This window comes from Brevundimonas sp. Root1279 (genome assembly GCF_001425945.1).
Taxonomy (GTDB): Bacteria; Pseudomonadota; Alphaproteobacteria; order Caulobacterales; family Caulobacteraceae; genus Brevundimonas.
The window spans coordinates 291,211-315,576 of record NZ_LMEB01000001.1 but is presented as its reverse complement, the minus strand read 5'-3'; the positions used below and the strand labels follow the sequence as shown (position 1 = coordinate 315,576).

At 69.6% G+C, this 24,366-nt stretch carries 24 protein-coding genes; 14 read left to right on the top strand and 10 right to left on the bottom strand.

Going from position 1 to position 24,366, the window contains the following annotated elements:
• Nucleotides 1–62 precede the first annotated feature (62 nt).
• Both ASC65_RS01525 and ASC65_RS01520 read right to left on the bottom strand, forming a co-directional pair.
• Nucleotides 63–1,010 (bottom strand): hypothetical protein, encoded by a 948-nt coding sequence (locus ASC65_RS01525; protein ID WP_056448501.1) that lies wholly within the window; start codon nt 1,008–1,010, stop codon nt 63–65.
• 62 nt (nt 1,011–1,072) lie between these two features.
• A complete protein-coding gene (locus ASC65_RS01520; RefSeq protein ID WP_056448498.1) occupies nt 1,073–2,575 on the bottom strand; it encodes a CoA-acylating methylmalonate-semialdehyde dehydrogenase in 1,503 nt (500 codons plus the stop codon).
• Between the two features lie 640 nt (nt 2,576–3,215).
• On the opposite strand from ASC65_RS01520, the gene ASC65_RS01515 reads away from it, so the two are divergent.
• Nucleotides 3,216–4,859 (top strand): TROVE domain-containing protein, encoded by a 1,644-nt coding sequence (locus ASC65_RS01515; protein WP_082525822.1) that lies wholly within the window; start codon nt 3,216–3,218, stop codon nt 4,857–4,859.
• Nucleotides 4,856–5,230, top strand: a complete 375-nt coding sequence (locus ASC65_RS01510; RefSeq protein ID WP_056448495.1) for a hypothetical protein — start codon at nt 4,856–4,858, stop codon at nt 5,228–5,230. The genes ASC65_RS01515 and ASC65_RS01510 overlap by 4 nt, the downstream gene beginning before the upstream one ends.
• Here ASC65_RS01510 and ASC65_RS01505 read toward each other — a convergent pair whose 3' ends face one another.
• Nucleotides 5,231–6,121: an alpha/beta fold hydrolase gene (locus ASC65_RS01505; RefSeq protein WP_056448492.1), complete on the bottom strand. Its 891-nt coding sequence runs from the start codon at nt 6,119–6,121 to the stop codon at nt 5,231–5,233. It abuts the gene before it with no gap.
• A 47-nt stretch (nt 6,122–6,168) separates the two neighbouring features.
• Nucleotides 6,169–6,654 (bottom strand): Fur family transcriptional regulator, encoded by a 486-nt coding sequence (locus ASC65_RS01500; protein ID WP_056448489.1) that lies wholly within the window; start codon nt 6,652–6,654, stop codon nt 6,169–6,171.
• Between the two features lie 113 nt (nt 6,655–6,767).
• Here ASC65_RS01500 and ASC65_RS01495 point away from each other — a divergent pair, with 113 nt between their 5' ends.
• Together ASC65_RS01495 and ASC65_RS01490 are read left to right on the top strand one after the other, a co-directional pair.
• Nucleotides 6,768–8,813, top strand: coding sequence for a TonB-dependent receptor domain-containing protein (locus ASC65_RS01495; protein ID WP_056448486.1), 2,046 nt, complete (start codon nt 6,768–6,770; stop codon nt 8,811–8,813).
• Between the two features lie 109 nt (nt 8,814–8,922).
• Complete coding sequence (locus tag ASC65_RS01490) at nt 8,923–9,714, top strand: SapC family protein (RefSeq protein ID WP_056448483.1); 792 nt, start codon at nt 8,923–8,925, stop codon at nt 9,712–9,714.
• A 157-nt stretch (nt 9,715–9,871) separates the two neighbouring features.
• Here the strand turns inward: ASC65_RS01490 and ASC65_RS01485 are convergent, their stop codons facing one another.
• Together ASC65_RS01485 and ASC65_RS01480 are read right to left on the bottom strand one after the other, a co-directional pair.
• The gene (locus ASC65_RS01485; protein WP_056448480.1) at nt 9,872–10,279 is read right to left on the bottom strand and encodes a hypothetical protein; all 408 of its coding nucleotides are present in this window, start codon (nt 10,277–10,279) and stop codon (nt 9,872–9,874) included.
• A 10-nt stretch (nt 10,280–10,289) separates the two neighbouring features.
• A complete protein-coding gene (locus ASC65_RS01480; RefSeq protein ID WP_056448477.1) occupies nt 10,290–11,312 on the bottom strand; it encodes an NADP-dependent oxidoreductase in 1,023 nt (340 codons plus the stop codon).
• 341 nt (nt 11,313–11,653) lie between these two features.
• Here ASC65_RS01480 and ASC65_RS01475 point away from each other — a divergent pair, with 341 nt between their 5' ends.
• Nucleotides 11,654–12,037, top strand: coding sequence for a hypothetical protein (locus ASC65_RS01475; protein ID WP_056448474.1), 384 nt, complete (start codon nt 11,654–11,656; stop codon nt 12,035–12,037).
• Between the two features lie 66 nt (nt 12,038–12,103).
• Here the strand turns inward: ASC65_RS01475 and phyR are convergent, their stop codons facing one another.
• Nucleotides 12,104–12,898, bottom strand: coding sequence for an anti-anti sigma factor/receiver protein PhyR (phyR, locus tag ASC65_RS01470; protein ID WP_056448471.1), 795 nt, complete (start codon nt 12,896–12,898; stop codon nt 12,104–12,106).
• Nucleotides 12,899–13,093: 195 nt separating this feature from the next.
• Here phyR and nepR point away from each other — a divergent pair, with 195 nt between their 5' ends.
• The 6 genes from nepR (at nt 13,094) to ASC65_RS01445 (ending at nt 19,184) form a co-directional block, all read left to right on the top strand.
• Entirely contained in the window at nt 13,094–13,294 is a 201-nt protein-coding gene (gene nepR, locus ASC65_RS16635) for an anti-sigma T factor NepR (protein ID WP_082525821.1), read from the top strand.
• Nucleotides 13,291–13,899 (top strand): sigma-70 family RNA polymerase sigma factor, encoded by a 609-nt coding sequence (locus ASC65_RS01465; protein ID WP_056448468.1) that lies wholly within the window; start codon nt 13,291–13,293, stop codon nt 13,897–13,899. The genes nepR and ASC65_RS01465 overlap by 4 nt, the downstream gene beginning before the upstream one ends.
• A gap of 34 nt (nt 13,900–13,933) precedes the next feature.
• Nucleotides 13,934–15,679 (top strand): sensor histidine kinase PhyK, encoded by a 1,746-nt coding sequence (gene phyK / locus ASC65_RS01460; RefSeq protein WP_056448465.1) that lies wholly within the window; start codon nt 13,934–13,936, stop codon nt 15,677–15,679.
• Nucleotides 15,680–15,723: 44 nt separating this feature from the next.
• Nucleotides 15,724–15,861, top strand: a complete 138-nt coding sequence (locus tag ASC65_RS01455) for an entericidin A/B family lipoprotein (protein ID WP_056448460.1) — start codon at nt 15,724–15,726, stop codon at nt 15,859–15,861.
• A gap of 166 nt (nt 15,862–16,027) precedes the next feature.
• Nucleotides 16,028–17,689 carry an MFS transporter gene (locus ASC65_RS01450; protein WP_056448457.1) on the top strand — a complete coding sequence of 554 codons (1,662 nt, stop codon included), beginning with the start codon at nt 16,028–16,030 and terminating at the stop codon, nt 17,687–17,689.
• A 43-nt stretch (nt 17,690–17,732) separates the two neighbouring features.
• A complete protein-coding gene (locus ASC65_RS01445) occupies nt 17,733–19,184 on the top strand; it encodes an NAD-dependent succinate-semialdehyde dehydrogenase (RefSeq protein ID WP_056448454.1) in 1,452 nt (483 codons plus the stop codon).
• Here the strand turns inward: ASC65_RS01445 and ASC65_RS01440 are convergent.
• The 3 genes from ASC65_RS01440 to ASC65_RS01430 form a co-directional block, all read right to left on the bottom strand.
• Nucleotides 19,181–19,672 carry a hypothetical protein gene (locus ASC65_RS01440; RefSeq protein ID WP_056448451.1) on the bottom strand — a complete coding sequence of 164 codons (492 nt, stop codon included), beginning with the start codon at nt 19,670–19,672 and terminating at the stop codon, nt 19,181–19,183. The genes ASC65_RS01445 and ASC65_RS01440 overlap by 4 nt on opposite strands.
• 56 nt (nt 19,673–19,728) lie before the next feature.
• Nucleotides 19,729–20,136, bottom strand: a complete 408-nt coding sequence (locus ASC65_RS01435) for a hypothetical protein (protein WP_056448447.1) — start codon at nt 20,134–20,136, stop codon at nt 19,729–19,731.
• Nucleotides 20,137–20,222: 86 nt separating this feature from the next.
• The gene (locus ASC65_RS01430; RefSeq protein ID WP_268750049.1) at nt 20,223–20,690 is read right to left on the bottom strand and encodes an Lrp/AsnC family transcriptional regulator; all 468 of its coding nucleotides are present in this window, start codon (nt 20,688–20,690) and stop codon (nt 20,223–20,225) included.
• A 157-nt stretch (nt 20,691–20,847) separates the two neighbouring features.
• On the opposite strand from ASC65_RS01430, the gene ald reads away from it, so the two are divergent.
• The 3 genes from ald (at nt 20,848) to ASC65_RS01415 (ending at nt 24,340) form a co-directional block, all read left to right on the top strand.
• Nucleotides 20,848–21,966 carry an alanine dehydrogenase gene (gene ald, locus ASC65_RS01425; RefSeq protein WP_056448444.1) on the top strand — a complete coding sequence of 373 codons (1,119 nt, stop codon included), beginning with the start codon at nt 20,848–20,850 and terminating at the stop codon, nt 21,964–21,966.
• A gap of 273 nt (nt 21,967–22,239) precedes the next feature.
• Nucleotides 22,240–23,298: a GTPase ObgE gene (obgE, locus tag ASC65_RS01420; RefSeq protein WP_056448441.1), complete on the top strand. Its 1,059-nt coding sequence runs from the start codon at nt 22,240–22,242 to the stop codon at nt 23,296–23,298.
• Between the two features lie 49 nt (nt 23,299–23,347).
• Complete coding sequence (locus ASC65_RS01415; RefSeq protein ID WP_056448438.1) at nt 23,348–24,340, top strand: DUF6624 domain-containing protein; 993 nt, start codon at nt 23,348–23,350, stop codon at nt 24,338–24,340.
• Nucleotides 24,341–24,366: the final 26 nt, after the last annotated feature.

Here is a 24,366-nt window from a genome sequence, read left to right as displayed (position 1 = left end):
CACTGTGCGACGGGTTTAACGCCTAACATTGAAATGCGTTGTCGGGAACGGAGAAGGCGGAGTCAGTCGGCGTGGGCGGCGACTGCGGCGTTCATCCGCATGGTCACGTCCTGGATCCGAGCGACGACCTGATAGTACGGCGGGTTGAACCCCTGGGCGATCGCGCCGGTATCCTGATTGGACGCGACGGCGTCCTTCACGTCGGCCAGCCAGCCGGCCCCCGCGTCGATGGCGTCCAGCATCTCACCGTCCAGGGTATCGAATTCGTCCCAGGGCCGAAGAGCCTCGAGGCTGCGCCGTCCGGCGGCGACGCTGTCGCGCATGCAGGCCTCGGCGCTGGCCAGTTCGCCGACCGCCGCGGGTCGCGCCGTCAGTCCGGCCACGGCCGACTGAAGCGTCGCCTGGCCGTCGCTGAAACAGGCCATGGCGAGGAACTGCGCTTCCTGCGGGGAGCCCGAATCCATTTCCGACGCCTTCGACCGCATGTTCTGGGCCTGGACCTCGTGCAGCACCACGGTCCCGCTGACGAAGGTGCGAATCGAGGCGTTGACGCGCTCAGCGTCGCCGCTCCGCGCCGCCGGCGGGATCGCCTGCAAGGCCTCCAGGATGGCGTCCGCGCGCAGCGTCAGGGCCGCGATCTTGTGCGCATTGCCGTCCATGCCCCGAAGCGTGGCCGCGTCGGACGCGCCCAGGCCGTCGCCTTGATCCGCCAGATTGGCGCGGGCGAGGAGATCGTCGTGAAGGGCGCGCAGTTCGACGCGGGCGGCGGCGATGACGTCAGCCTTGGCCTCGATTGCGGCGACGAGGCCGGGAAGCGACGTCGGCGACGCGATCGCGGGATCGCTCATCGTCCCGGCGAGGAGTTCGGTCGTCCGCACCGTGGCGGCGGAGATGGCTTCGCCCCGCTCGATGACCTTCGCTTCCAGAGCGGGACTCATCGTCTGCGCCGCGGCGGGCGAGGCAAAGGCCAGGCAGAGGGCGACAGCGAGAAGGCGGAGCCTGGGCTTCATGGAGTCCTCGGGTCAGGGGCTGGAAAAGAAAGGCGCGCCCCGGAGGGCGCGCCTTTGTCGGATCAGGCCATCGTCGGGATGACGAAGCTGGAGTCGGCGTGCTCCAGCTCGCTGTCGGGCCAACGGGCGGTGACGGTCTTCACCTTGGTCCAGAACTTCAGACCTTCCATACCGTGCTGGTTGGTGTCGCCGAAGGCCGAGCGCTTCCAACCGCCGAAGGTGTGATAGGCCACCGGCACCGGGATCGGCACATTGATGCCGACCATGCCGACGTTGACGCGGGCGGCGAAGTCGCGGGCCGCGCGGCCGTTCTGGGTGAAGATGGCCACGCCATTGCCGTACTGGTGCTTGCTCGGCAGGCTCAGGGCCTCCTCGAAGCTGGCGGCGCGCATGATCTGCAGCACCGGGCCGAAGATCTCTTCCTTGTAGGACTCCATGTCCGCAGTGACGTGGTCGAACAGCGACGGGCCGACGAAATAGCCGTTCTCGTGGCCCTGCAGCTTGAAGCCGCGGCCGTCGACGACCAGTTCGGCGCCGTCCTTGACGCCTTGGTCGATCCAGCCCTCGACGCGGGCCTTGTGGGCGGCGGTGACGACGGGGCCGTAGTGGGCCTGGGCGTCGGTCGAGACGCCGACGCGCAGGGTGTCGATCTCGGCGACCATGCGCTCGCGCAGCTCGTCCGCGGTCTTCTTGCCGACCGGCACGACCACTGGCAGGGCCATGCAGCGCTCGCCGGCGCTCCCGAACGCGGCGCCCGACAGGTCCTTGACCACCTGGTCCATGTCGGCGTCGGGCAGCACGATGCCGTGGTTCTTGGCCCCGCCCATGGCCTGGACCCGTTTCCCGTGGGCGGCGCCCAGCTGGTAGACGTAGTGGGCGATGTCGGACGAGCCGACGAAGCTGACGGCGTGGACCTGGGGATGGGTCAGGATGGCGTCGACGGCGGTCTTGTCGCCGTGCACGACGTTGAGAACGCCGGCGGGAGCGCCCGCCTCCATCATCAGCTCGCCGAGGCGCACCGGCACCGAGGGGTCACGCTCGGACGGCTTCAGCACGAAGGTGTTGCCGACGGCGATAGCGACGCCGAACATCCACATCGGGATCATGCCGGGGAAGTTGAACGGGGTGATGCCCGAGACCACGCCCAGCGGCTGGCGCATCGAATAGACGTCGATGCCGGGGCCGGCGCCCCAGGTGTATTCGCCCTTCAGCGCATGCGGGATGCCGCAGGCGAACTCGATCACCTCGAGGCCGCGCTGGATGTCGCCCTTGGAGTCGGCGATGACCTTGCCGTGCTCGCTGGACAGCATCTCGGCCAGCTCGCCCATATTGGCCTCGACCAGGCGCTTGAACTCGAACATCACCCGGGCGCGGCGCTGCGGATTGGTCGAGGACCAGCCGTCAAAGGCGGCCTGGGCGGCCTGGACAGCGCGGTCCACCTCGCTGGCGGTGGCCAGCTGGACCCGGGCCTGGACCTCGCCGGTGTTCGGATTGAACACGTCCGAGAAGCGGCCCGACGCGCCGGTGAACGAGGCGCCGTCGATGAAGTGATGGATGTCGCGCATGGGGTGGGCGTTTCCTGAACTGGGGGGCTTGTTCTTATGGGCGGCGGTTTAGCCCCCCGGGGCGGCCTCGGCTAGGGCGCCCAGGCACCGCAGTCACAGGCACGGCTTGACCGTTAGCGCATAATGCACTAATCGCATCTCGTTCGCGGGCCGATGGCCCAGGCTTAACGTTTGTCACACCGGGTGTCGCGGGTTCGAATCCCGCCGGCGGAAACGCCGTAGCTCAGATGGTAGAGCACCGAGCCTGGCCGATCCCACGTCCGCGAACCGAACGGGCCGAAGGCCGAGGGTTATCGTTTTAGGTACGCCACACCCTCGCCACCCACGCCTGTTCGCCTCGCGGCCTCGCCGGGCCGATGATTTCCGGGTTCTCGCACCCCTGGCCGTTCCCGCCGCAAGCGGGAGGCGCTTCGGCGCCAGGCTGCCCGGAATCGACCCACGCCCGGCGAGGCTGCGAAAGCCGCTTGCGCATTAGTGCATTACGCACTAAATCAGCCTCGTCCGCCGGGCCGAAGAGCTCGGGTTATCTGGTGTCAAGCAGGGTTCAAATCCCGCCGGAGCCGTGGTTCGCCGCGCCTCTGATCCCGTCTCACCCCACGCCCGGCGGACGCCGCGTCAACGCTCAGCCAAGGAGGTTTGCATGAGCGGGTTCTACGCGCGGCTTTTGGGTTTGTCGGGTGACAAGCGCAGGGCCGCCAATACGGGCCTGGTTCCCAACAGCGCCGGAGGCTTCGCCTTCCCGGTGGATGACTGGACGCGCCTGAAGCGCTTCCTGATCCTCGGGTCGGAGAGCGCGTCCTATTACGCCGGCGCCCGCACCCTGACCCGCGAGAACGCCCAGGCGGTCGAACGCTGTCTGGCCGCCGACGGCGCCCGCGCGGTCGAAACGATCGTTCAGGTCTCGGAGGCCGGCCGCGCGCCCAAGAACGATCCGGCCCTGTTCGCCCTGGCCCTGGCTGCTTCGGTCGGGGACGAGGCGACGCGCGCCCTGGCGCTGGCCGCCCTGCCGCGCGTGGCGCGGACCGGGACGCACCTGTTCCAGTTCGCCGCAGCGGTGGACGGCCTGCGCGGCTGGGGCCGCGGCCTCCGCCGCGCGGTGGCCCGCTGGTACCTGGACATGCCGCTGGACCGGCTGGCCCTGCAGGCCGTGAAGTACGGCGCCCGCGAGGGCTGGTCGCACCGCGACCTGCTGCGTCTGGCCCACCCGAAGGCGGCGGCCGAGGACGCAGGCCGTCGGGCCCTGTTCGACTGGCTGTGCGGCCGCGAGGTCGAGGCCGAGACCCTGCCTGCGCTCGTCCGCGCGACGATCCAGGCGCGGTCCCTGAAGGATGAGCGCGCGGCCCTGGCCGAGCTGATCCGGATGGAGTCGCTGCCGCGCGAGGCCGTGCCGACCGAGGCGTTGAAGGACGCCGCGATCTGGGACGCCCTGCTGGCCGACATGCCGTCGACCGCCCTGATCCGGACCCTGAACCGAATGACGGCGGTGGGTCTGGTCGCTCCGGGTTCCGACGCGGCCGCGCATGTCCTCGGCCGCCTGCGGGACGCGCGCGTTCTGGCCAAGGCGCGGGTCCACCCGATGCAGCTGCTGCTCGCCCAGCGGACCTATGGGTCCGGCCGCGGCGAGAAGGGCTCGCTGACCTGGGATCCCGTGATCCCGGTCGTCGACGCGCTGGACGACGCCTTCTACCAGGCGTTCGAAACCGTCGAGCCGAGCGGCAAGCGGATGCTGGTGGCGCTGGACGTGTCCGGCTCCATGGGTGTGGCGGGCGTGGCCGGGTCGTCCCTGACGGCCCGCGAGGCGGCCGCGGCCATGGCCCTGGTCACCCTGGCGACGGAGCCGCACACCCATGTGGTCGGCTTCACCGCCGGCCTGCCGGGCGCCTGGCGCAGCGGCGGGGCGATGCACGGTTACGAGGTGGGGATTTCGCCCCTGTCTCTGTCGCCGCGCCAGCGCCTGGGCGATGCGGTCGCCTCGGTCGCGAACCTGCCGTTCGGCGGGACCGACTGCGCGGCGCCGATGCTGTACGCCCTCGATCGGGGCCTGAAGGTCGATGCGTTCGTGATCTACACGGACTCGGAGACCTGGGCCGGTCAGGTCAAGCCGGTGGAGGCCCTGCGCCGCTACCGGCAGGCGACCGGGATCCCGGCGAAGCTGGTGGTCGTGGGCTTGGTGTCCAACGGCTTCAGCATCGCCGATCCGACCGACGGCGGCATGCTCGACGTAGTCGGCTTCGACGCCGCCGCCCCGGCCCTGATCGCCGACTTCCTGCGGGAAGCCGAGTGACCGGCAAGGGCACAGCCCAGACGCCCTCGCCCCTGCCCGGGGCGGGGGCGTCTTTCGTTCCGGCGACGCTCGCGCCGGGGGCGTCGCTGACGCCCGAAGACCTGGCCCTGGCCGGCGAGCGATTGTTCGGACGCTGGGGCTGGCAGACCCGCCTGGCCGAGGCGCTGGAAGTGGATGGGTCGACCGTGCGTCGGTGGGTCTCGGGCGCGGTGGCGGTGCCCAATCCGGCCAAGGTCGCCATCCGCCTGATGCTCACCGCCCGCGAGGCCGGCGAGTTGCTGGCCGGGCGGGAGCCGACGCCGGCGCCCCTACCCTCGCGGCCGCGCAGCACCAGCCTGACCCGCGAGCGCACCGGCCGGAAAGACGACTGATCAGACCGCCGCGTCGAACAGGGCGTCGCGGGCGACGTCGGCCTTGAGCATGGGGAAGAAGTGGGTGCCGCCGTGGACGGTCTCGACCGTGACGTGCGGCAGGCCGTAGGGGCGGTCGGACATGACGCAGGTCGAGCCGGCCTCGCCCTTGAGGATGTGGACCGGACCGTCGAACCGCTTCAGGGCCCGCCAGGGGTTGTGGGCTTGGGCGGCGTAGTTGGAGGCCTCCCATTCGGGCGGGCAGGCCAGAACATAGCCCTCTGGCGTCTCCACCAGGCCGTCGGCGAGGTAGTCGGCCAGCATGATCTCGGGCCAGCCGCGGAAGGCCCCGCGGCCCGTGTAGGCGGCCATGGCCTGCTCCCGGCTTTCGAAGACGGCGCGGCGCTTGCGGGCGTTCTGGACCAGGGGGATGCGCTCGGCCAAGCGGCCGACCAGAGGCAGGTTGAAGGCGGCGACGGTCAGCCGGCCCCAGATCACCGGATCGAGCAGAACCAGGCCGGAGACCTTGGCCGGGCGCTCGGCGGCGGCCAGCAGGGCCGAGGTTCCGCCCATCGAGTGGCCGGCCAGAACCACCGGCGGGCCGTCCAGGGCGTCGAGCAGCCCCACGAGATCGTCGCGGTGGTCGCCCCAGCCGCGGCGCCCCAGCGGCTCGGCCGGCAGGGTGCTGCCGCCGTGACCGCGGAGGTCCGGAGCCCACAGACGCAGCGAGCCCGACAGGGGGGCCAGCAGGGTGCGGTAGGTCAGGGCGTTGAAGCCGTTGGCGTGGACGAAAATGATGTCGACGGGCCGCTTCGGATCACCAAAGTCGAGCACGCTGAGTTCGCCGGCGCCCCATCGGTTATCGACAGGCAGCTTCAGGCGACGGGGCGGGGAGAGCCGGATCGCGTCCATTCAGGGCAGATAGGCGTTGACGCGCGCGGACGCCAGCGAAAGCGCGATCAGGCCGCGACGCGGCAAGCGGGGCAGCGGCCGTGGGCTTCGATGGTGGTGCGCTCGATGGCGTAGCCCGCTTGCTCGGCGGCGCGGCCGAGGTCCCCGGCCACCGGCGAGGACACCTCTTCCGTCGCGCCGCAGCAGTCGCAGATCAGGAAGGCGGCGGCGTGGTCGCGCGCGCCGGAGGAACAGGCGACATAGGCGCTGATCGAGGCGATGCGGTGGGCGAGGCCCTTGCGCTCGAGGAACTCCAGGGCGCGGTAGACGGTCGGCGGCTTGGCGGGCTGGCCGTCCTCGCCGAAGCGAGCGATCAGGTCGTAGGCCTTCACCGGCTCGCCGGATTCCAGCAGCAGGGCGAGGACGCGCGAGCGGGCGGCGGTCATCCGCTCGCCCTCGCCGATCAGCCGCGTCTCGGCGGCGTGCAGGGCGCGCTCGACCTCGCCGGCGCTCGGCGGACCATCGGAATGGTGGTGGTGACAGGCTTCGCCCATAGGCCACAGCTAATGCTTCGGGCCCCAAGCCGCAACGTCGGCCGCAACGCCGGGCTTGACCATCTGTGATGTTATCTCATAACACTACAGCCTCCCCGACGCCGAGACTGTTCATGACCTCTTCCCGTTCCCTCCTGCTCGCCGCCGCCGCCTGGAGCGGCCTGTCCGGCGTCGCCGCCGCCCAGACTGCGCCCTCCCCGGCCCAGGACGACGAGGCGACCCTGGCCGATGTGGTGGTCACCGGCGCCCCGTTCGGCGTCACCGACCGCGCCAGCCTGTTGGCCGTCGACGTGCTGGACGAGGAAGACCTGGCGGTGGCCCCGGCGGCGACCTTGGGCGATCTGGTCAACGGCCTGCCCGGCGTGCGCAGCACCAATTTCGCGCCCGGCGCCAGCCGCCCGGTGATCCGCGGCCTGTCCGGCCCGCGCGTGCAGGTGCTGACCAACGGCCTGGGTATGATCGACGCCAGCTCGGTGTCGCCGGACCACCAGGTGGCGGTCGACCCGGCCGAGGCGCGCCGGATCGAGATCGTGCGCGGCCCCTCGACCTTGGTGTTCGGTGGCTCGGCCATCGGCGGGGTGGTCAACATCATCGACGACCGCATCCCTACCGAGCGGGCCGAAGGCGGCGTCGACGGCCACGTCTCGGCCCAGGCCTCGACGGTCGACGACGGACGCGGCTTCGGCGCCCACACCAAGTTCAACGCCGGGCCGCTGGTCCTGACCCTGGACGGCTACACCCACGAGGCCGAGGACTACGCCGTTCCGGTCTATCCGGAATCGCAGCGGCTGCTGGACGAGGAGGGCGAGACCGCCGGGCCGGAGCGCACGGTCGAGAACACCTTCGTCGAGCTGAACCAGATCGGCGGCGGGGTCAGCTGGATCGGCTCGCGCGGCTACATCGGCGTCTCGGCCAAGCACACCGACACCACCTACGGCGTGCCGGGTCACGAGCATGAGCATGAGCACGAAGATCACGACCACGAGCACGAGGAAGGCGGCGTCTCAATCGGCCTGCAGCAGACCCGCTGGGATCTGCGCGGAGAGCTCGAGTTCGACAGCGGCCCGTTCAGCTCGGCGCGGCTGTCGGGCGGCTGGGCCGATTATCACCACACCGAGTTCGAGGGTGGTGAGGTGGGCACCCAGTTCTTCTCGGAAGGGGCCGAGGGCCGGTTCGAGCTGATCCAGCGCGAGCGGGCCGGCTGGCAGGGCGTGCTCGGCGCCCAGGTGCTGCAGCGCGACTTCGACGCCGTCGGCGACGAGGCCTATGTGCCGCAGACCGAGATCTCAGAGCAGGGGATCTACACCGTGCAGCGCTACGACCGCGGCAGTCTGGGCGCCGAAGGCGGCCTGCGCTTCGACAAGCGCAAGTTGGACAGCGTGGCCGGCGAACGCGACTTCTCCAACGTCTCGGCGTCGGCCGGGGTGTTCGTGCGGCCGTCGCAGCCGCTGTTCCTCGGCCTGAGCCTGGCGCGCAACGAACGCGCGCCGAGCGAGGTCGAGCTGTTCGCCAACGGCCCGCACGTGGCCACCGGGGCCTTTGAGGTCGGCGACATCGATCTGGACTCCGAGGTCGCAACCTCGCTGGAGGCGACGATGCACTACGCCTCCGGGCCGGTCGAATTCGACCTGCACGCCTATGCCGCGAACTACGACGGCTTCATCGACCTGCGCCCCACCGGCGCCGAGGATCCGGACAGCCACCTGCCGGTCTTCGCCTATGTCCAGACCGGCGCCGAGTTCCGCGGTTTCGAAGCCGAGGCCGAATACGCGGTCTGGGAAAGCGGCGGCCGCGAGCTGAACGCCCGACTGGCCGCCGACCTGGTCAAGGCCGACACCGACCTCGGCCCGGCCGCGCGGATCCCGCCCTGGTCGCTGACCGCCGGGCTGGACTGGACCTCGCGCCGCTTCGACGCCGGGCTGGAGGTGCGCCATGTGGGCGAGCAGGATCGGACCGCCGACTTCGAGCGCCCGACCGACGCCTATACCCTCGTCAGTCTGAAGGGGGCGGTGCGCCCGTTCGCCGATACGGACGTCACCCTGTTCGCCGAGGCCTCGAACCTGACCGACGAGGAAGCGCGCGAGCACGCCAGCTTCCAGAAGGACATCGCGCCGCTTCCTGGCCGGAACTTCCGCGCGGGGGTCACCTACCGCTTCTGAGCGAGGCGGTAACGATGATGCGCAACGGCCGGGGGAACCCGGTTTGCCGGTCGTCCGCGTCTGGGTTAGAACCGCCCCCTCCTTTCTCCTTTCAGAGACCGCCGCGTCCATGACCGACACCACCAACGCCGCCCCGCTCTCGGGCAACGTCCTGTTCTACAGCCAGCCGGAGCCGCTCTCGGTCGAAACCCACGGCAAGCTGGGCGTCGAGCCTGTCGCCCAGCCGTACGCCTTCGTCGCCCAAAGTAACATCGTGCCGCTGACGGTCACCGAATTCGCGCCGGCCGCCCTGTCCTATCCGGTCATCTTCGTCGGCGACGCCAAGCAGCCGGTCGCGGTCATGGGCCTGCGCCAGGGCGAGAACCTGTTCGTCAACGAAGGCGGCGAGTTCCGCGCCGAGGCCTACATTCCGGCCTATGTCCGCCGCTATCCGTTCGTCTTCGCCAATGACGACGTCCAGAAGCGCCTGATCCTGTGCGTCGATCGCTCGGCTCCGTTCCTCACGGAAGGCGGCTCGACCCCGCTGTTCGTCGACGGCCAGCCCTCGCCGTACACCCAGCAGGCCATGGAGTTCTGCAACAGCTTCGAACAGGAGCGTCAGCGCACCGAGGCCTTCATCGCCCTGCTGACCGAGCTGGACCTGCTGGAAACCAAGGAAGCGCTGTTCACCCCGCGCAACCCGGACGGCACCGCCGCCGCCCCGCAGAAGATCGCCGAATATTTCGCCGTCTCGGAAGAGAAGGTGAAGGGTCTGTCGGCCGAGAAGCTGGCCGAACTGCGCGACAACGGCGCCCTGGGCCAGATCTACGCCCACATCGTCTCGCTGCTGGGCTGGGATCGCCTGATCGCCATGGCCGTGCAGCAAGCCGCCGCCGCCCAGCCGACCGCCGGCAACGCCTAAGGCGCGACAGTGATCAGCGGCTAGAGACTAGGGGTTGCTGGTCACTGACTGCTCAGCCCTCGGCTGATCCTACAAGAAGCCCCGTCCGGTTCGCCGGGCGGGGCTTTTCGTTGGCGCGGGTGAAGATCGAACCGCCGCCCACCCCCTGATCACTGGCTCAGCGACGGGCGAGCAGCGACCGGGTCAGGCAGGAGAAGATCAGCCGCCCGGCTTCGTCGAGCATGTCGTGCTGGGCGATGACGATGCCCTTTTCGTCGCCGACCGGGTCCTTGCCCATGACGGTCATGCGGCCGCGCATCAGTTCGCCGGCGGGCGGGTTGCGCATGTAGCGCAGGCCGTCGACGGCCAGGATCTTGGACTGGGCCCAGCCTGCGGCCTTGTCGGTGAACAGGCGGCTCCACAGGGCGTAGACCATGGCGTCGGGAGCGCCGTAGGCGGCGTCCCAGCCCGGCAGGAAGCGCTCGACGAACATGTCGAGCGCCGCCGCGTCCACCATGCAGGCCCCCAAGGGCACGACCTCGCCTACCGCCAGATCCTCGAAATGGACGTGCAGCGGTTCGGTCATGCGAAGGTCCTCAGGCCGCGGGCTCCTCGGAGACCCGAACCAGCAACTTGCCGTCATGGTCGCCGGTGAACAAGCGATTCAGCGAGTCGACGGCGCCTTCGAGGCCATCGTCGACGTGGACCTTCCACTTGACCTGCCCATTGGCCAGCCAGGGCCCCATCTCGGCGACCATCTCCTTGGCCCGGTGGGCGTAGTCGAGCACCAGGAAGCCCTGGACCTGCAGACGATGGGTGATGAGCCGGCTGAAGTTCGGCGACGGCGGCATGCGGGTGGCGTTGTAGGCGGAGATCAGACCGCAGACGGCCATGCGGCCGTGCACCTTCAGGCGGTTGAAAACGGCGATCATGATGTCGCCGCCGACGTTCTCGAAATTCAGGTCGATGCCGCCGGGGGCCAGGCGGTCGAGGGCCTCGCCGACGTCCTCGTTCTTGTAATCGACGGCGGCGTCGAACCCGAGCTCCTCGGTCAGCCAGCGGCATTTCTCAGGCCCGCCGGCGATGCCGATGACCCGAGCGCCGCGGGCCTTGGCGATCTGACCGGCGATCGAGCCGACGGCGCCGGCGGCGGCCGAGATGACCAGGGTCTCGCCTTCCTTGGCCTTGAGCACGTCGGTGACGCCGAAATAGGCGGTCATCCCGGTCATGCCGAGCACCGACATGTTAGCCGTCAGGGGCAGGCCGGGCGCGCGATGGACGCGCGAGACGACGCTGTCGGCCAGGACCGCGTAGTTCGACCAGCCGCCCGCAGCGGTGGAGACGATGTCGCCGACCTTGTGGCGCTCCGACCGGCTCTCCTCGACGACGCCGAGGGTCAGGCCGCGCATCACCCCGCCGAGCGGGACGGCCGGGAGGTAGCCTTCGGCGTCGTTCATCCAGGTGCGGTTGGTCGGGTCGAGCGACAGGTAGACGGTGCGGACCAGGATCTCGCCGTCGGCGAGATCGGGGATGGCGCTTTCCACGAGCTCAAGATCGCCCGGCTTGATCAGGCCCTGCGGCCGCTGACGAAGCACCCACTGACGGTTGACGCGAGCCATGACGATCCTCCGAGTTTTCTTTGTGGACGCGCATAATGGTGCGCGCCGCGCGGCTGTCCAGTCGCTCATTGGGCGGGACAAAGAAAAAGGCGGACCGCAAGGGGTCCGCCGGAAGTGGCATCATCGAGAATGAGGCGCGGAGGCGACAGACTGGCTTTCGCCAGTCTCAAGTCGGGGGGGCGTCGCCGCCTCCGCAGACCGATAACGAGCCCGACCGAACCCGGTTCCGGGGATTTCGAACTTTTTTCGCCAGAGGGGCGAACGCCCCGCCAAGTGGCCGGAACAGCTCCGCTGGCCGAGGCGTTGATCAAGGGCAGATCACCCTTGGACGGAGGCCCCGGATGACCCACGAATCCCCCCACGACAAGGCCGCCGACGCGGTCCACGAAGGCCGCCCGGTCGAGGCTCAGTACGTCCGCGGCGGTCGGGGCGGCGTTCGTATCCTGACCTTGCTCGTCATCTCCCTGGCGGCGGTGGCTGTCCTGTTGCTGGGCATGTGGTTCCTCAGCCAGGGCGGTTTCGCTCGCACTAACGCCAACACCGGCGCTCAGGCCATCGATTCCGCCGCCTTCCGCACCGACGCCGAGCAAGTCCCGGCGGCCGACGCCCCGACCACGGCGACCGGTCAGCCGACCACCCCGCCGCCCGGCGAGGCGCCGAACGTCAATGCGCCGACGAGCTCGGCGACCCAGCCGGCGGCGACCACGCCAGCGCCCGCTTACTGATCACCTGGGAAAACAAAAAAGCCCCGGTCGCGAGACCGGGGCTTTTCCTTTGTCCGGACAGACCCGTCAGGCCGCTTCGCGCTGCCGCGACGGGTGGAAGAACAGAGCCTGGCTGATCGCCGCCTTCACCGTCTCCGGCTGGAAGGGCTTGGTGATCAGGAAGGTCGGCTCCGGCCGCTCGCCGGTGAGCAGGCGCTCCGGGAAGGCGGTGATGAAGATGACCGGCACGTCGATCCGCTTGAGGATGTCCTTGACCGCGTCGATGCCCGACGAACCGTCGGCCAGCTGGATGTCGGCCAGGACCAGGCCCGGACGGTGGCGGGCGACGGCGTCGACGGCCTCGTCGTGGGTGGTGGCGGTGCCGGTGACCCGGTGGCCGAGTTCGCGCACCAGGCTTTCGATGTCAGCCGAGATGATGGCCTCGTCCTCGATGATCAGGACGTCGGTGGCCAGTTCGGCGTCGATGTCCGACTGGGCCTCGGCGATCAGGCGCTCAACGTCCTGGGCGTCGGCGTCGAGGATCTGGGCGGCCTCGGAGGGGGTGAAGCCTTCGAGCGCGGTGAGCAGGAAGGCCTGGCGCGAACGCGGGGCGATCTGCATCAGCCGGCGCGAGGCGTCGTCCTGGCCCTCCATGCCGCTCTTGTCCTCGAGCTGAGCGCCGGTAGAGGCCCAGATGGCGTGGAACACATGGTACAGGGCGACCCGCGGAGTCATCTCCGCCGGCAGTTGGCGCTCGCCGGCGGCGAGGGCCTCCAGGGCGACGCGAACGTAGTTGTCGCCAGTGGTCTGATCGCCGGTCAAGGCGCGCGCGTATCGACGCACATAAGGAAGATGCGGCGCAAGACGGGCCAGCAAGCTCATGAATAAGTCCCCGACAAAATGCGGTTCCAATGATGGAACCCGAGCAGGCACCGTCAACGTATCAAATAGGGCACGGTTCCCGTCAGACCAGCGCAAGCTTGAGCATAAATCGTCACGGGCGTAGGAACCGTCGAGAGGCGCTGGCGTTTTCGGCAATCGCAAGCAAACAGCGTCAGGGTGGCGGCCGTTCAATTCATGACAGACAATCCGAACCCTTCCCGGAAGGCGGCGCCGCCTACGAGTGGCGCAGCCCTTGAGGAAGCGCGTCTTCGCCAACAGGCGATCGGGGTAAAGCTCCGGCACATGTTCGACGAGGTCGTCAACGAGCCCGTGCCGGATGAATTCCTAGAGATTCTCCGCCGGGCCGATGAGCGGTCGTCGGGGAAAAAAGCATGAGTGGCGCGTCCAATCCGCCGCCCAAGCCGCCCTCCGCAGACGATAACGCCTTCAAGAGGGAGCTGGTCGCGCTCATCCCGCATCTGCGGGCGTTCGCGCGCACCCTGACGGGCGATCCGACCGCAGCCGACGATCTGGCGCAGGACGCCATGATGAAGGCCTGGGACGCTCGGGCCAGCTATCAGATGGGCACCAACATGAAGGCCTGGACCTTCATGATCCTGCGCAATCAGTTCTATTCCGAGAAGCGGCGCTCGTGGCGTCAGTCGCAGCTGGACCAGGAAGCCGCCGAGCGGACCCTGGTCGCCGTCGACGATCCGGAATCGCCGGTGGCGCTGGACGAACTGCGTCTGGCCCTGGCGACCCTGCCGGAAGAGCAGCGCGAGGCGCTGATCCTCGTCGGGGCCGGCGGCTTCGCCTATGAAGAGGCGGCCGAGATCTGTCAGTGCGCGGTGGGCACGGTGAAGAGCCGGGTCTCGCGCGCCCGTAAGGCCCTGCAGGCCACGCTCGAACGGGGCGGCTACGCCCGGGACGGGCGCGCGGCCGGCGACGCCATGCGCTCCATCCTAGCCGATGCGGATCGCCTGAGCAGCGTCCGGGGCTGAGGTGGTCCGTATCGGGCGAGCGCTCGGCCGGGGATTGGCTCCGCCTAAGTTCCAGGGCATCCGATTCCGGCTGGGGCTCGCGCTCGCCACCTTCGCCCTCCTGCCGATCCTGGCCCTGGCCCTGTTTCAGGCCCAGGCGCAGTTCCGCACCCAGGATCTGGAGCGACGGCAGGATCTGCAGCAGGCCGCCGAACGCACGGCCGCCAACGTAAAGGCGCGCCTGGACAGCACCACGGTGCTGCTCCAGGCCCTGCGTCCCGAGGCGCTCGAGCTGTACTGCGAGCCGCGACTGACAGCCCTGGTTGACCGCATCGAGGACCTGGAGGGGCTGGCGCGGCTGAGCCCGACAGGCCAGACCACCTGCGCCTCGGACAGTCTGAACGAAAGCCCTCCGTCCTGGCTGGTGCAGGCCCGGGCCTCGCCTTGGTTCCAGCGTCTGCGCGCCGGCGAAGACACGGTGCTGGCCCGCGCGCCGGCCCAGCCCGGCCGCCCCCCGGGGCTGATCGTGGCCATCCGCCTGGAGCGTCCCCTGGGGGCTTTCGACGGCGTGATGGTGGCGGTCATTCCGCTGTCGTCGCTGCAGCCCGACGTCAACGACCGCGCCCTTCCCGAGGGGTCGCAGGCGGCCCTGACCGACGGCGACGGGCGCATCCTGACGGCCACCGACATGAGCGCCTTCACCCTGTCCGAGGGCCAGACCCTGATCGGCTGGGTCGACCGGGCGCGCGAGGACGCCTCGGCCATCTTCGAAGCCGACGACGCGCAAGGTCGGCGGCGGGTCTATGCCGGCTCGGCCCTGGCCGGCCGCGACGTCTACGCCCTGCTGTCGGCCCCGGCGCCGGGACTGTTGTCGTGGGCCCGGCTGAACCCTGTGGGCGCCCTGCTGGCCCCGCTGATGGCCTGGCTGTTCGCCTTCGCCGCCGTCATGTGGGTGTCGGAGCGGATCGTGGTGCGCTGGCTGGCCTATCTGGAGCGGGTCGCCGCCATCTACGCCCGCGGCCGGTTCACGGTGCGCCCGGTGCAGGCGATGAACGCCCCGTCGGAGATCCGCGTCCTGGCCCGCACCCTCGACGAACTGGCCGAAACCATCACCGTTCGGGACAAGGCGCTGAACGCCTCCATCGCGGAGAAGGACGCGCTGATGCGCGAGATCCATCACCGGGTGAAGAACAACCTGCAGATCATCTCGTCCCTGCTGTCGATGCAGCAGCGGGCCTTGACCGACCCGCAGGCCAAGGTGGCGGTCAGCGACACGCGCCAGCGCATCTCGGCGCTCGCCCTGATCTACCGCACCCTCTACCAGAGCGCCGACCTGCGCTACGCCGACGCCCGCATCTTCCTGACCGACCTGGTCGGCCAGCTGGTGTCCAGCGAGGCCGGACGCGGGCCCGTGGTGACCTCCTCGGTCGAAGCGGATTCCTTGGTCGTCGACCCGGACAAGCTGGCCCCGCTGGCGCTGTGGCTGGTCGAGGCGGTGACCAATGCGCAGAAGCACGCCTTCGCCGGCCGCGGCGGCGACCTGAAGGTCCGCTTCAAGGTGCTGGGCGACAAGAGCGTGCTGGAGGTCGAGGACGACGGCCCCGGCGTCAGCGAGACCCAGCGGGCCGGCGTGGGCCGCACCCTCATGGGGGCCTTCGCCAAACAGCTGCGCGGCGAGGCGGAATTGGTGCCCTCCCCGACCGGCGGGGCGATCGCGCGGATGACCTTCGCGACGCCAGAGGCGGTGACTCCAACTGACCCGGCCGACCTGGGAACCCGCCAAGGGACGCGGCGTTCTTAGGGTGTAACCCGCTGCCCTCCCCGGCGCCCCAGGAGTTCAACCCCATGCGCAAGCTCTTCATTCTGGTCGCGGCTGCGGCCGCCCTGACCACTGCTGCCTGCAACACCGTTTCCGGTGTCGGCAAGGACGCCTCGGCCGCCGGCAACGCCGTCAGCGGCGCGGCGGAAGACGCCAAGAACTAATATCGGTTCCCGGCCGCGTTACCCCCCCGACGCGCGGTTCGGACGAAGAAGGCCCGCCGAGTTCCCCCCGCCGGCGGGCCTTCGCTTGTCTGGCGCTTGCCTGACGCGCCGGCGGCGCTAGCATCCGGGCCAAGGCGTCCGGCAGACGACGCCGGGGGGGAAGACCATGACCGCGCAAACGACTGAAGAAACCCAGGGGCCCGGCCTCAAGACGGTGGTGACCGCCTCCGCGGCGGGCACCGCGTTCGAGTGGTACGACTTCTTCGTCTTCGGGTCCCTGACCACGATCATCGCCAAGCATTTCTTCGCCGACGCCGGCGAGACGGTCAGCTACATCATGGCCCTGCTGACCTTCGGTCTGGGCTTCGTGGTCCGCCCGCTGGGCGCGCTGGTGTTCGGCTGGTTCGGCGACCGCACTGGCCGCAAGACCACCTTCCTGGTCACCATCACCCTGATGGGCCTGGCCACCGTGGCCATCGGCCTGCTGCCCGACTACGGGCAGATCGGCATCGCCGCACCCATCCTGCTGCTGATCATGCGCATGCTGCAGGGCTTCGCCCTGGGCGGCGAGTACGGCGGCGCGGCCATCTATGTCGCCGAGCATTCGCCCCCGAAGAAGCGCGGCTTCATGACCGGCTGGATCCAGACAACCGCCGCCTTCGGCCTGATCGGCGCCTTGGCGGTGATCCTGACCACCCGCGCCGCGCTCGGGACTGAGGCGTTCGACGCCTGGGGCTGGCGCATCCCCTTCATCCTGTCGGCCCTGCTGCTGGCCATCTCGCTGTGGATCCGGCTCAAACTGCATGAAAGCCCGGCCTACCAGCGCATGGAGGCCGAGGCCTCGGACGACGACCACCGCGCGCCTTTCCGCGAAGCCTTCCTGACCTGGAGCAACGGCCGCTTCGTCCTGATCGCCCTGTTCGGGATCATGATCGCCCAGGGCGCCGTCTGGTACTGCGGCTATTTCTACACCCGCTTCTTCATGGAGCGGATGCTGAGGGTCGACACCAACACGGTCGACCAGCTGGTCCTCGCCGTCACCATCGCTTCGGCCGGGCTGTACGTCTTCTTCGGCTGGCTTTCGGATCGGGTCGGGCGCAAGCCGGTCATGCTGTTCGGCATGATCCTGGCCCTCATCGCCTTCTTCCCGGGCTTCCAGGCTCTCACGCGCGCCGCCAACCCAGCCCTGGCCGAGGCCCAGGCGGCCGCGCCCGTGACCGTCATCGCCGACCGCGCCACCTGCGCCCTGCAGTTCGACCCGGTCGGCAAGGCGACCTTCGCCAGTTCGTGCGACCTGGCCAAGAGCGTGCTGTCCAACGCCGGCGTCTCCTACAGCAATGAGGCCGCAGAGCCGGGCTCGGTCGCCGTGGTCCGCGTCGGCGAGGTCGAGATCCCATCGGTCGAAGCGACCGGCCTGGCCCCGGCCGAGCTGAAGGCCGCGCGGACCGACGTCGAGACCCGCATCAAGGCCGCCTTGGCCGAGGCCGGCTATCCGACCAAGGCGGACCCGGCGCGGATAAACCTGCCGCTCGTGTTCGGCATCCTGATGCTCTTCATGGTCGCCGCCACGGCTCTGTACGGCCCGCAGGCCGCGGCCCTGGTCGAGCTGTTCCCGACGCGGGTGCGCTACACGGCGATGAGCCTGCCCTACAACATCGGCACCGGCTGGGTCGGGGGCTTGCTGCCTGCGGCCAGCTTCGCCCTCGTGGCCTGGTCCGGGAACATCTATTTCGGTCTCTGGTATTCCATCGGCTTCACCGTCGTGGCGGTGATCGTCAGCCTGCTCTGGCTGCCCGAGACCAAGGGCCGAGACCTGAACACGATCTAGACCTGACGCGTTTATCCGTTCCTCCCCGAACCGGACCGAGACCATGAGCCAGAACGCCCGCGACGCCGGCCTGAAGCTGCTGCGCGAACACGCCCTGATCGCCGGCGAGGCGGTGAAGGGCTCGGCCTGGATCGAGGTCGACGACCCGGCCGACGGCTCGATCATCGGCCGCATCCCCGACCTGGGCGTCGCCGAGACGGAGCGGGCCATCCAAGCGGCGGTCGACGCCTTCCCGGCCTGGTCGCGGTCCGACCCGCACAAGCGCGCCCAGATCCTGCGCGAGTGGGCCCGGCTGATCGACGAGAACGCCGAGGGCCTCGGGGCGCTGATGGCGCTTGAGAACGGCAAGCCGTTCGAGGAGGCCAAGGGCGAGGTCGCCTACGCCAACGGCTTCATCAAATGGTTCGCCGGCGAGGCCGAGCGGATGTTGGGCGAGACCCAGGACAGCCCGCTGGGCCATGTGCTGCTCACCTTCCGCGAGGCGGTGGGCCCTTGCGCCCTGATCACGCCGTGGAATTTCCCGGCCGCCATGCTGACCCGCAAGCTGGGCCCGGCCTTCGCCGCCGGCTGCACCGCCGTGGTCAAGCCGGCCAGCCAGACCCCCTTCACCGCCCTCGCCCTGGCCGAACTGGCCGACCGCGCCGGCCTGCCCCGCGGCGTGCTCAGCGTGGTCACCGGCGACGCGGCGACCATCGGCGGGGCGCTGACCGCCTCACCGGAGATCCGCAAGCTCAGCTTCACCGGCTCGACGCCGGTCGGCCGCCTGCTGGCCGCGCAGTGCGCCCCGACCTTGAAGCGGGTGTCGATGGAGCTGGGCGGCGCCGCCCCGCTGATCGTCTTCGCCGACGCCGACCTCGACCTGGCCGTGGCCGAGACCATCAAGGGCAAGTTCCGCAACTCGGGCCAGACCTGCGTCTGTCCGAACCGGGTCTATGTCGAGGCCTCGGTGGCCGAGACCTATGCCCGCAAGCTGGCCGAGGCGGTGTCGCAGATCCCGGTCGGTCCGGCCTTCGAACCGGGGGTCAAGGTCGGGCCGCTGATCGAGGACAAGGCCATCGCCAAGGTCGAGGACCACCTCAGGAAGGTTCAGGCCTCGGGCGGCAAGGTGCTGATCGGCGGCGGGCGGCACGACCTGGGCGGGCGGTTCTTCCAGCCGACCGTGACCCTGGGCGGCGACGACAAGCTGTTCCGCGACGAGGAGACCTTCGGCCCGCTGATCCCGGTCTTCGCCTTCGAGACCGAGGACGAGGTGCTGGAAAAGGCGAACGACAGCGAGTTCGGCCTGGCCTCCTACCTGTTCGCCCGCGACCTCGACCGCGCCTTCCGCATCGGCCGGCGCATCGAGGCGGGCATGTGCGGGATCAACACCGGCCTGATGTCGACCGCGGTCGCGCCCTTCGGCGGGGTCAAGTCGTCCGGCTACGGCCGCGAGGGCTCGACCCACGGCATCGCCGAGTATGTGGACATCAAGACCCTGACCTTGGCGCTGCGCTAGGCGAAGGCCCAGCCTCGTCCGTCGGCGTCGTCGGCGGAGGACGGTCGGCGCGGAGGCCTCGGCGAACGGATGGCGCGCGCCGCCGTCCGCGTCCTCAGGACCGGCCCCAGCCAACCCTCGACCGCGCGGCGCGTCGCCTCGACGACAGCCTTCAGCCGGGTGTTGGCGGCGATCAGGCCGACGGCCGCCAAGACCTCGACATAGGCCAGCACGTCCCCGGCCAGCAGCAAGGCCATCTCGACGGGCAGCAACTGGATCAACATCAGGGCGCCGACCAGGATCAGGGCGGTTCGCCAGATCGATCCCGAGAACACCCAACCGACACCCCGCGCCGTCCGTCCGCGCGCCGAGGCGTCCGCGGCGCAAATCATGGTGACGGTCGCCGCCAAGGCCGGGAGCAACAGCCCGCCATCCAGCGCCAGGCAGACGCCGCACCACAGCAGCGACAGCATCGCCAGCCCGAACCACACCCACGCCTCGCGCGTCATCGCTTCCTCCCGAACAGCCACGCTTTCAGGTGGGAGCGAACGCCGCGGGCGCAAGGTCAGACCTTCTTGAGGCTCCGGCCGAAATCCGCGACATCCGAGATGTTCATCGTCTCGCCTTCGAACCAGAAGCTCGTCAGCGCCGCGTGGTTCAAGGCCACCCACTCCAGCGCCTTGGGCGCAATGCGGGCGAGGTCCCGTTCGTCCAGGCTGCTTGCGAGAACACGAGGATTCGGACCGATCGATATGGACGCGCTGGGCTGATGCCGGCCGGGCTTCAGGTACAGCTTGATGCGGGGTCCGTGCTGGCCGAGCGCCGTCGAGATGAAGATGGTCGCGAGCACTCCGGTCCACTCGGGCGGGAGATTGGCCATCTCGAAAACGTCCTCCTCCCCGAGCACGCGCAGTTCCTCATCGAGGGTCGGTTCTCGATCGGTCCAAACGGCGATGGTCTCGTGCACGGCCATGAGTTGGATAGGGGCGCTTCGTCGAAGCGAAGTCAAACCCCTGGCTCCCACCTGCGATTGGTAAAATCGGCCAGATCGGCCGATTTTCACACCGGCAGCGCGCCGCGCTTGACCACCGTCCGCATGGCCACGCTGGAGGACACGCGGGTCACCCCCGGGATGCGGGTCAGTTCGCGCGAGTGGACCCGCTCGAGGTCGTCGACGTCGCGCACCACCAGCCGCAGCAGATAGTCCGAGCCGCCGGTCATCAGATAGCATTCGACGACCTCGGGCACCGTGGCGATGGCGGTCTCGAAGGCGGTCAGGGCGCTCTCGGCCTGGGAGGACAGGGTGACCGTGACGAAGACGCTGATCGGCAGGCCGACGGCGCGCTCGTTGATGATGGCGGCGTAGCGGCTGATCACCCCTTCGGCCTCCAGCGCTCGCAGGCGGCGCAGGCAGGCGCTCTCGGACAGGTTCACCGTGCGGGCCAGATCGGCGTTGGTCATGCGCCCGTCGCCCTGCAGGGCGCGGATCATGCGCCGGTCGGTGTCGTCGAGGGCGACAGCGGAAATGGTCTTCAATCTGACCTCCTGTTCGCAGATTCTGCGAGTTTACAGTGATCAGGTGACGAAAAGAACAGGAACCTGCGCGAGGACCGCCGCTAGATTGCCGCGCGAAACGAGGCGGCCCCGAGAGCGCGCCCGTCCCATTCGGAAGAGGAAAAGCCCCATGCGCGTCGGCGTCCCCAAGGAAATCAAGAAGAACGAGCACCGCGTCGGCCTGACGCCGACCGCCGTGCGCGAGTATGTGGCCCACGGCCACACCGTCTCGATCGAAACCGGCGCCGGCCTCGGCGCTGGCTTCACCGACGCCGACTTCAAGAAGGCGGGCGCCCAGATCGCGCCGAACGCCGCCGACATCTTCGCCAACAACGACATGATCGTGAAGGTGAAGGAGCCGCAGAAGGTTGAGTGGGAGATGCTCCGCGAAGACCAGATCCTGTTCACCTACCTGCACCTGGCGCCCGATCCCGAGCAGACCAAGGGCCTGATCGCCTCCAAATGCGCCGCCGTGGCCTATGAGACCGTCACCAACGCCCAGGGCGGCCTGCCGCTGCTGGCGCCGATGTCGGAAGTCGCCGGCCGCATCGCCGTCTTCTCGGCCGCCGAGACCCTGCTGAAGCACAACGGCGGCATGGGCCTGCTGTTCTGCGGCGTTCCGGGCGTGGCCCCGGCCCGCGTGCTGGTGCTGGGCGGCGGCGTCGTCGGCCTCAACTCGGCCCGCATGGCCATGGGCCTGGGCGCCGAGGTCGTGGTGCTGGAACGCTCGATCCCGCGCATGGCCTACATCGACGAGGTCACCAACGGCCGGGTCGTCACCCGCTATTCCTCGATCGGCGCGATCGAGGAGGAGCTGGTCAAGGCCGACGTCATCATCGGCGCCGTGCTGGTCCCGGGCGCCGAGGCGCCGAAGCTGATCAAGCGCGAGCACCTGAAGCAGATGAAGCCGGGTTCGGTGCTGGTCGACGTCGCCATCGACCAGGGCGGCTGCTTCGAGACCTCGAAGGCCACCACCCACGAGGACCCGACCTACGTCGTCGACGGCGTCGTCCATTACTGCGTCGCCAACATGCCGGGCGCCGCCCCGCGCACCTCGTCGGAAGCCCTCAACAACGCCACCCTGCCCTTCGGCCTGGCCCTGGCGGACAAGGGCCTCGACGCCCTGAAGGACAACCCTCACCTGGCCCGCGGCCTGAACGTGCTGAAGGGTGAGCTGACCTACCCGGCCGTCGCCGAGGCGCTGGACATGCCGTGGAGCGATCCGTTCGGCGTCTGGGCCAAGGGCTAAGGCTGGCTGATGCGGGCCGTCTCCACGGTCCGCGGCGGCCAAGTGGCTAGTGGCTAGTGGCTAGTGGATTGCCGCCATGCTGAGAGAGCGACCCCGCCCGGTTCGTCCGGGCGGGGTTTGTCGTTGTCGACGACAGCTCGCACCGGTGCAGGCCCCACGCCGCTCACTAGCCACTAGCCACCAGCCACTTTCCGGGCTCGCCCTCTCGGCAGCGCGCGCCGCCGCCCACACTGCCGCCTGTAAATCGCCGCTCTCTTGCGGCATAAGCCCGCGATGAAGTTCCTCGACCAGGCCAAGATCTACATCCGCTCCGGCAACGGCGGCGCGGGCTCCGTCTCCTTCCGCCGCGAAAAGTTCATCCCGCAGGGCGGGCCGGACGGCGGCGACGGCGGCAAGGGCGGCGACGTCTGGATCACGGCCATGGACGGCCTGAACACCCTGATCGACTTCCGCTACCAGCAGCATTTCAAGGCCCAGACCGGCCACCACGGCCAGGGCCGCCAGATGCACGGCGGCAAGGGCGAGGACGTGATCCTGAAGGTTCCCGTCGGCACCCAGGTGCTGGACGAGGACAAGGAGACGGTCCTGCTCGACATGGACCACGCCGGCATGACCGAGATGCTGCTGCGCGGCGGCAACGGCGGCTGGGGCAACACCCGCTTCAAGGGCCCGTCGAACCAGGCTCCGACCCATGCCAATCCGGGCCAGGAAGGCCAGGAGCGCTGGATCTGGCTGCGCCTGAAGCTGATCGCCGACATCGGCCTGGCCGGCCTGCCCAACGCCGGCAAGTCGACCTTCCTCGCCGCCGCCTCGGCCGCGCGGCCCAAGATCGCCGACTATCCGTTCACGACCCTGACCCCCAACCTGGGCATGGTCGACCTGAGCCCGTCGGAGCGGTTCGTCATCGCCGACATCCCCGGCCTGATCGAGGGCGCCTCGGAAGGCGCCGGCCTGGGCACCCGCTTCCTCGGCCACGTCGAGCGCTCGGCCTCGCTGATCCACCTGATCGACGGCACCCAGGACGACGTCGCCGGCGCCTATCGCACCATCCGCCATGAGCTCGAGGCCTATGGCGAGGGCCTGGGCGAGAAGACCGAGATTCTGGCGCTCAACAAGATCGACGCGCTGACCCCCGAGATGCGGGAGGAGAAGGCCGCCGAGTTGGAGGCCGTCTCCGGCGTGAAGCCCTACCTGGTCTCGGGCGTGTCGGGCGAAGGCGTCACCGAACTGCTGCGCGCCGCCTGGGCCGAAGTCCGCAAGACCCGCGGCGAGATCGCCATCGTCGACGACGAGGAAGTGCCGATCGAAAGCCCCGGCGGCTGGCAGCCTTGATTTCGATCTGAAGCAGCGCATGTCTTCCCGGCAAACGGGAGAGCATCGAATGGTTCGCTTCGCTACGGTCGCGGTGGCCGCGCTGCTCATGGCTTTCCAGTCGGCGCCGCCTGGGCCGCCGCAACTGACGCCCGAACTGCTCGTCCTGACGGAGGACGCAGAGGCCGCGCGGACCTTCGACTATTGGGCGCTGAGGGGCGAAGGCGCGAACCTGGGCGCTCTTTCCGACGCCGTTTACATGCGCGCCCAGGTCGATGCGGACACGCGTCGCTGCCTAACCGAGGCCGAGTCCGTGCTGCAGGCCGAGCTTGCGGCCGCGGCGGCCGCGCCCGATGCGGCAACCCTCAACGCCGACCGGGCGGCGGCGGAAGCGGCCTGGGGACGCTGGGTGGCCTTCGGAGATCACGTCCTGGGCGGCGCGCAGATCGCAGAGCCGCCCTTCAGCTACGTGGCCGAGCGCGTGCGACTGGCCGGGGCGGCGACCGATCCCCGATCGCGCGAACTGCTGAGCCGCGCCGCGCGGGACCAGCTGATCCGGCGCGGTTGGGAAGCCGGCGCCGCGGTGTGGAGCAACGCCCCGTCGCCCGGCGCACGCGCCCGCTTCGAGGCCCGCCTGTCCCGGCAGATGTGCGAGACCGACGCCGAGAACACGTCCTGGCTCAGGGCTGATCTGGCGGCCCATGGCTGGTACCGCATCTCAACCTACGGCGAAGGGCCCTCGAAGGCCGCCTGGCTGATGACCCAGCACGCCGACAACGACCGGGCCTTCCAGCGCGAGGTGCTGGCCCTGCTGGAGCCCCTCGCCGTCGAGAAAGAGGTCGAGCCCGCCGACGTGGCCTACCTCTACGACCGGATCGCGGTCGGGACGGGCCGCCCCCAGCGGTACGGCAGCCAAGGGCGCTGCGTCGCCGCCAATGTCTGGGGGCCGCAGCCCCTGGAGGACGAGAGCCGGGTCGATGCGCTGCGCGCCTCGGTCGACCTCGGGCCGCTGGCCGACTACGCCGCCCATATGAACCGGTGGTGCGCTGACTTCACCGGCTGAGCCGGAGGCGACACCGCCGCGGCGGC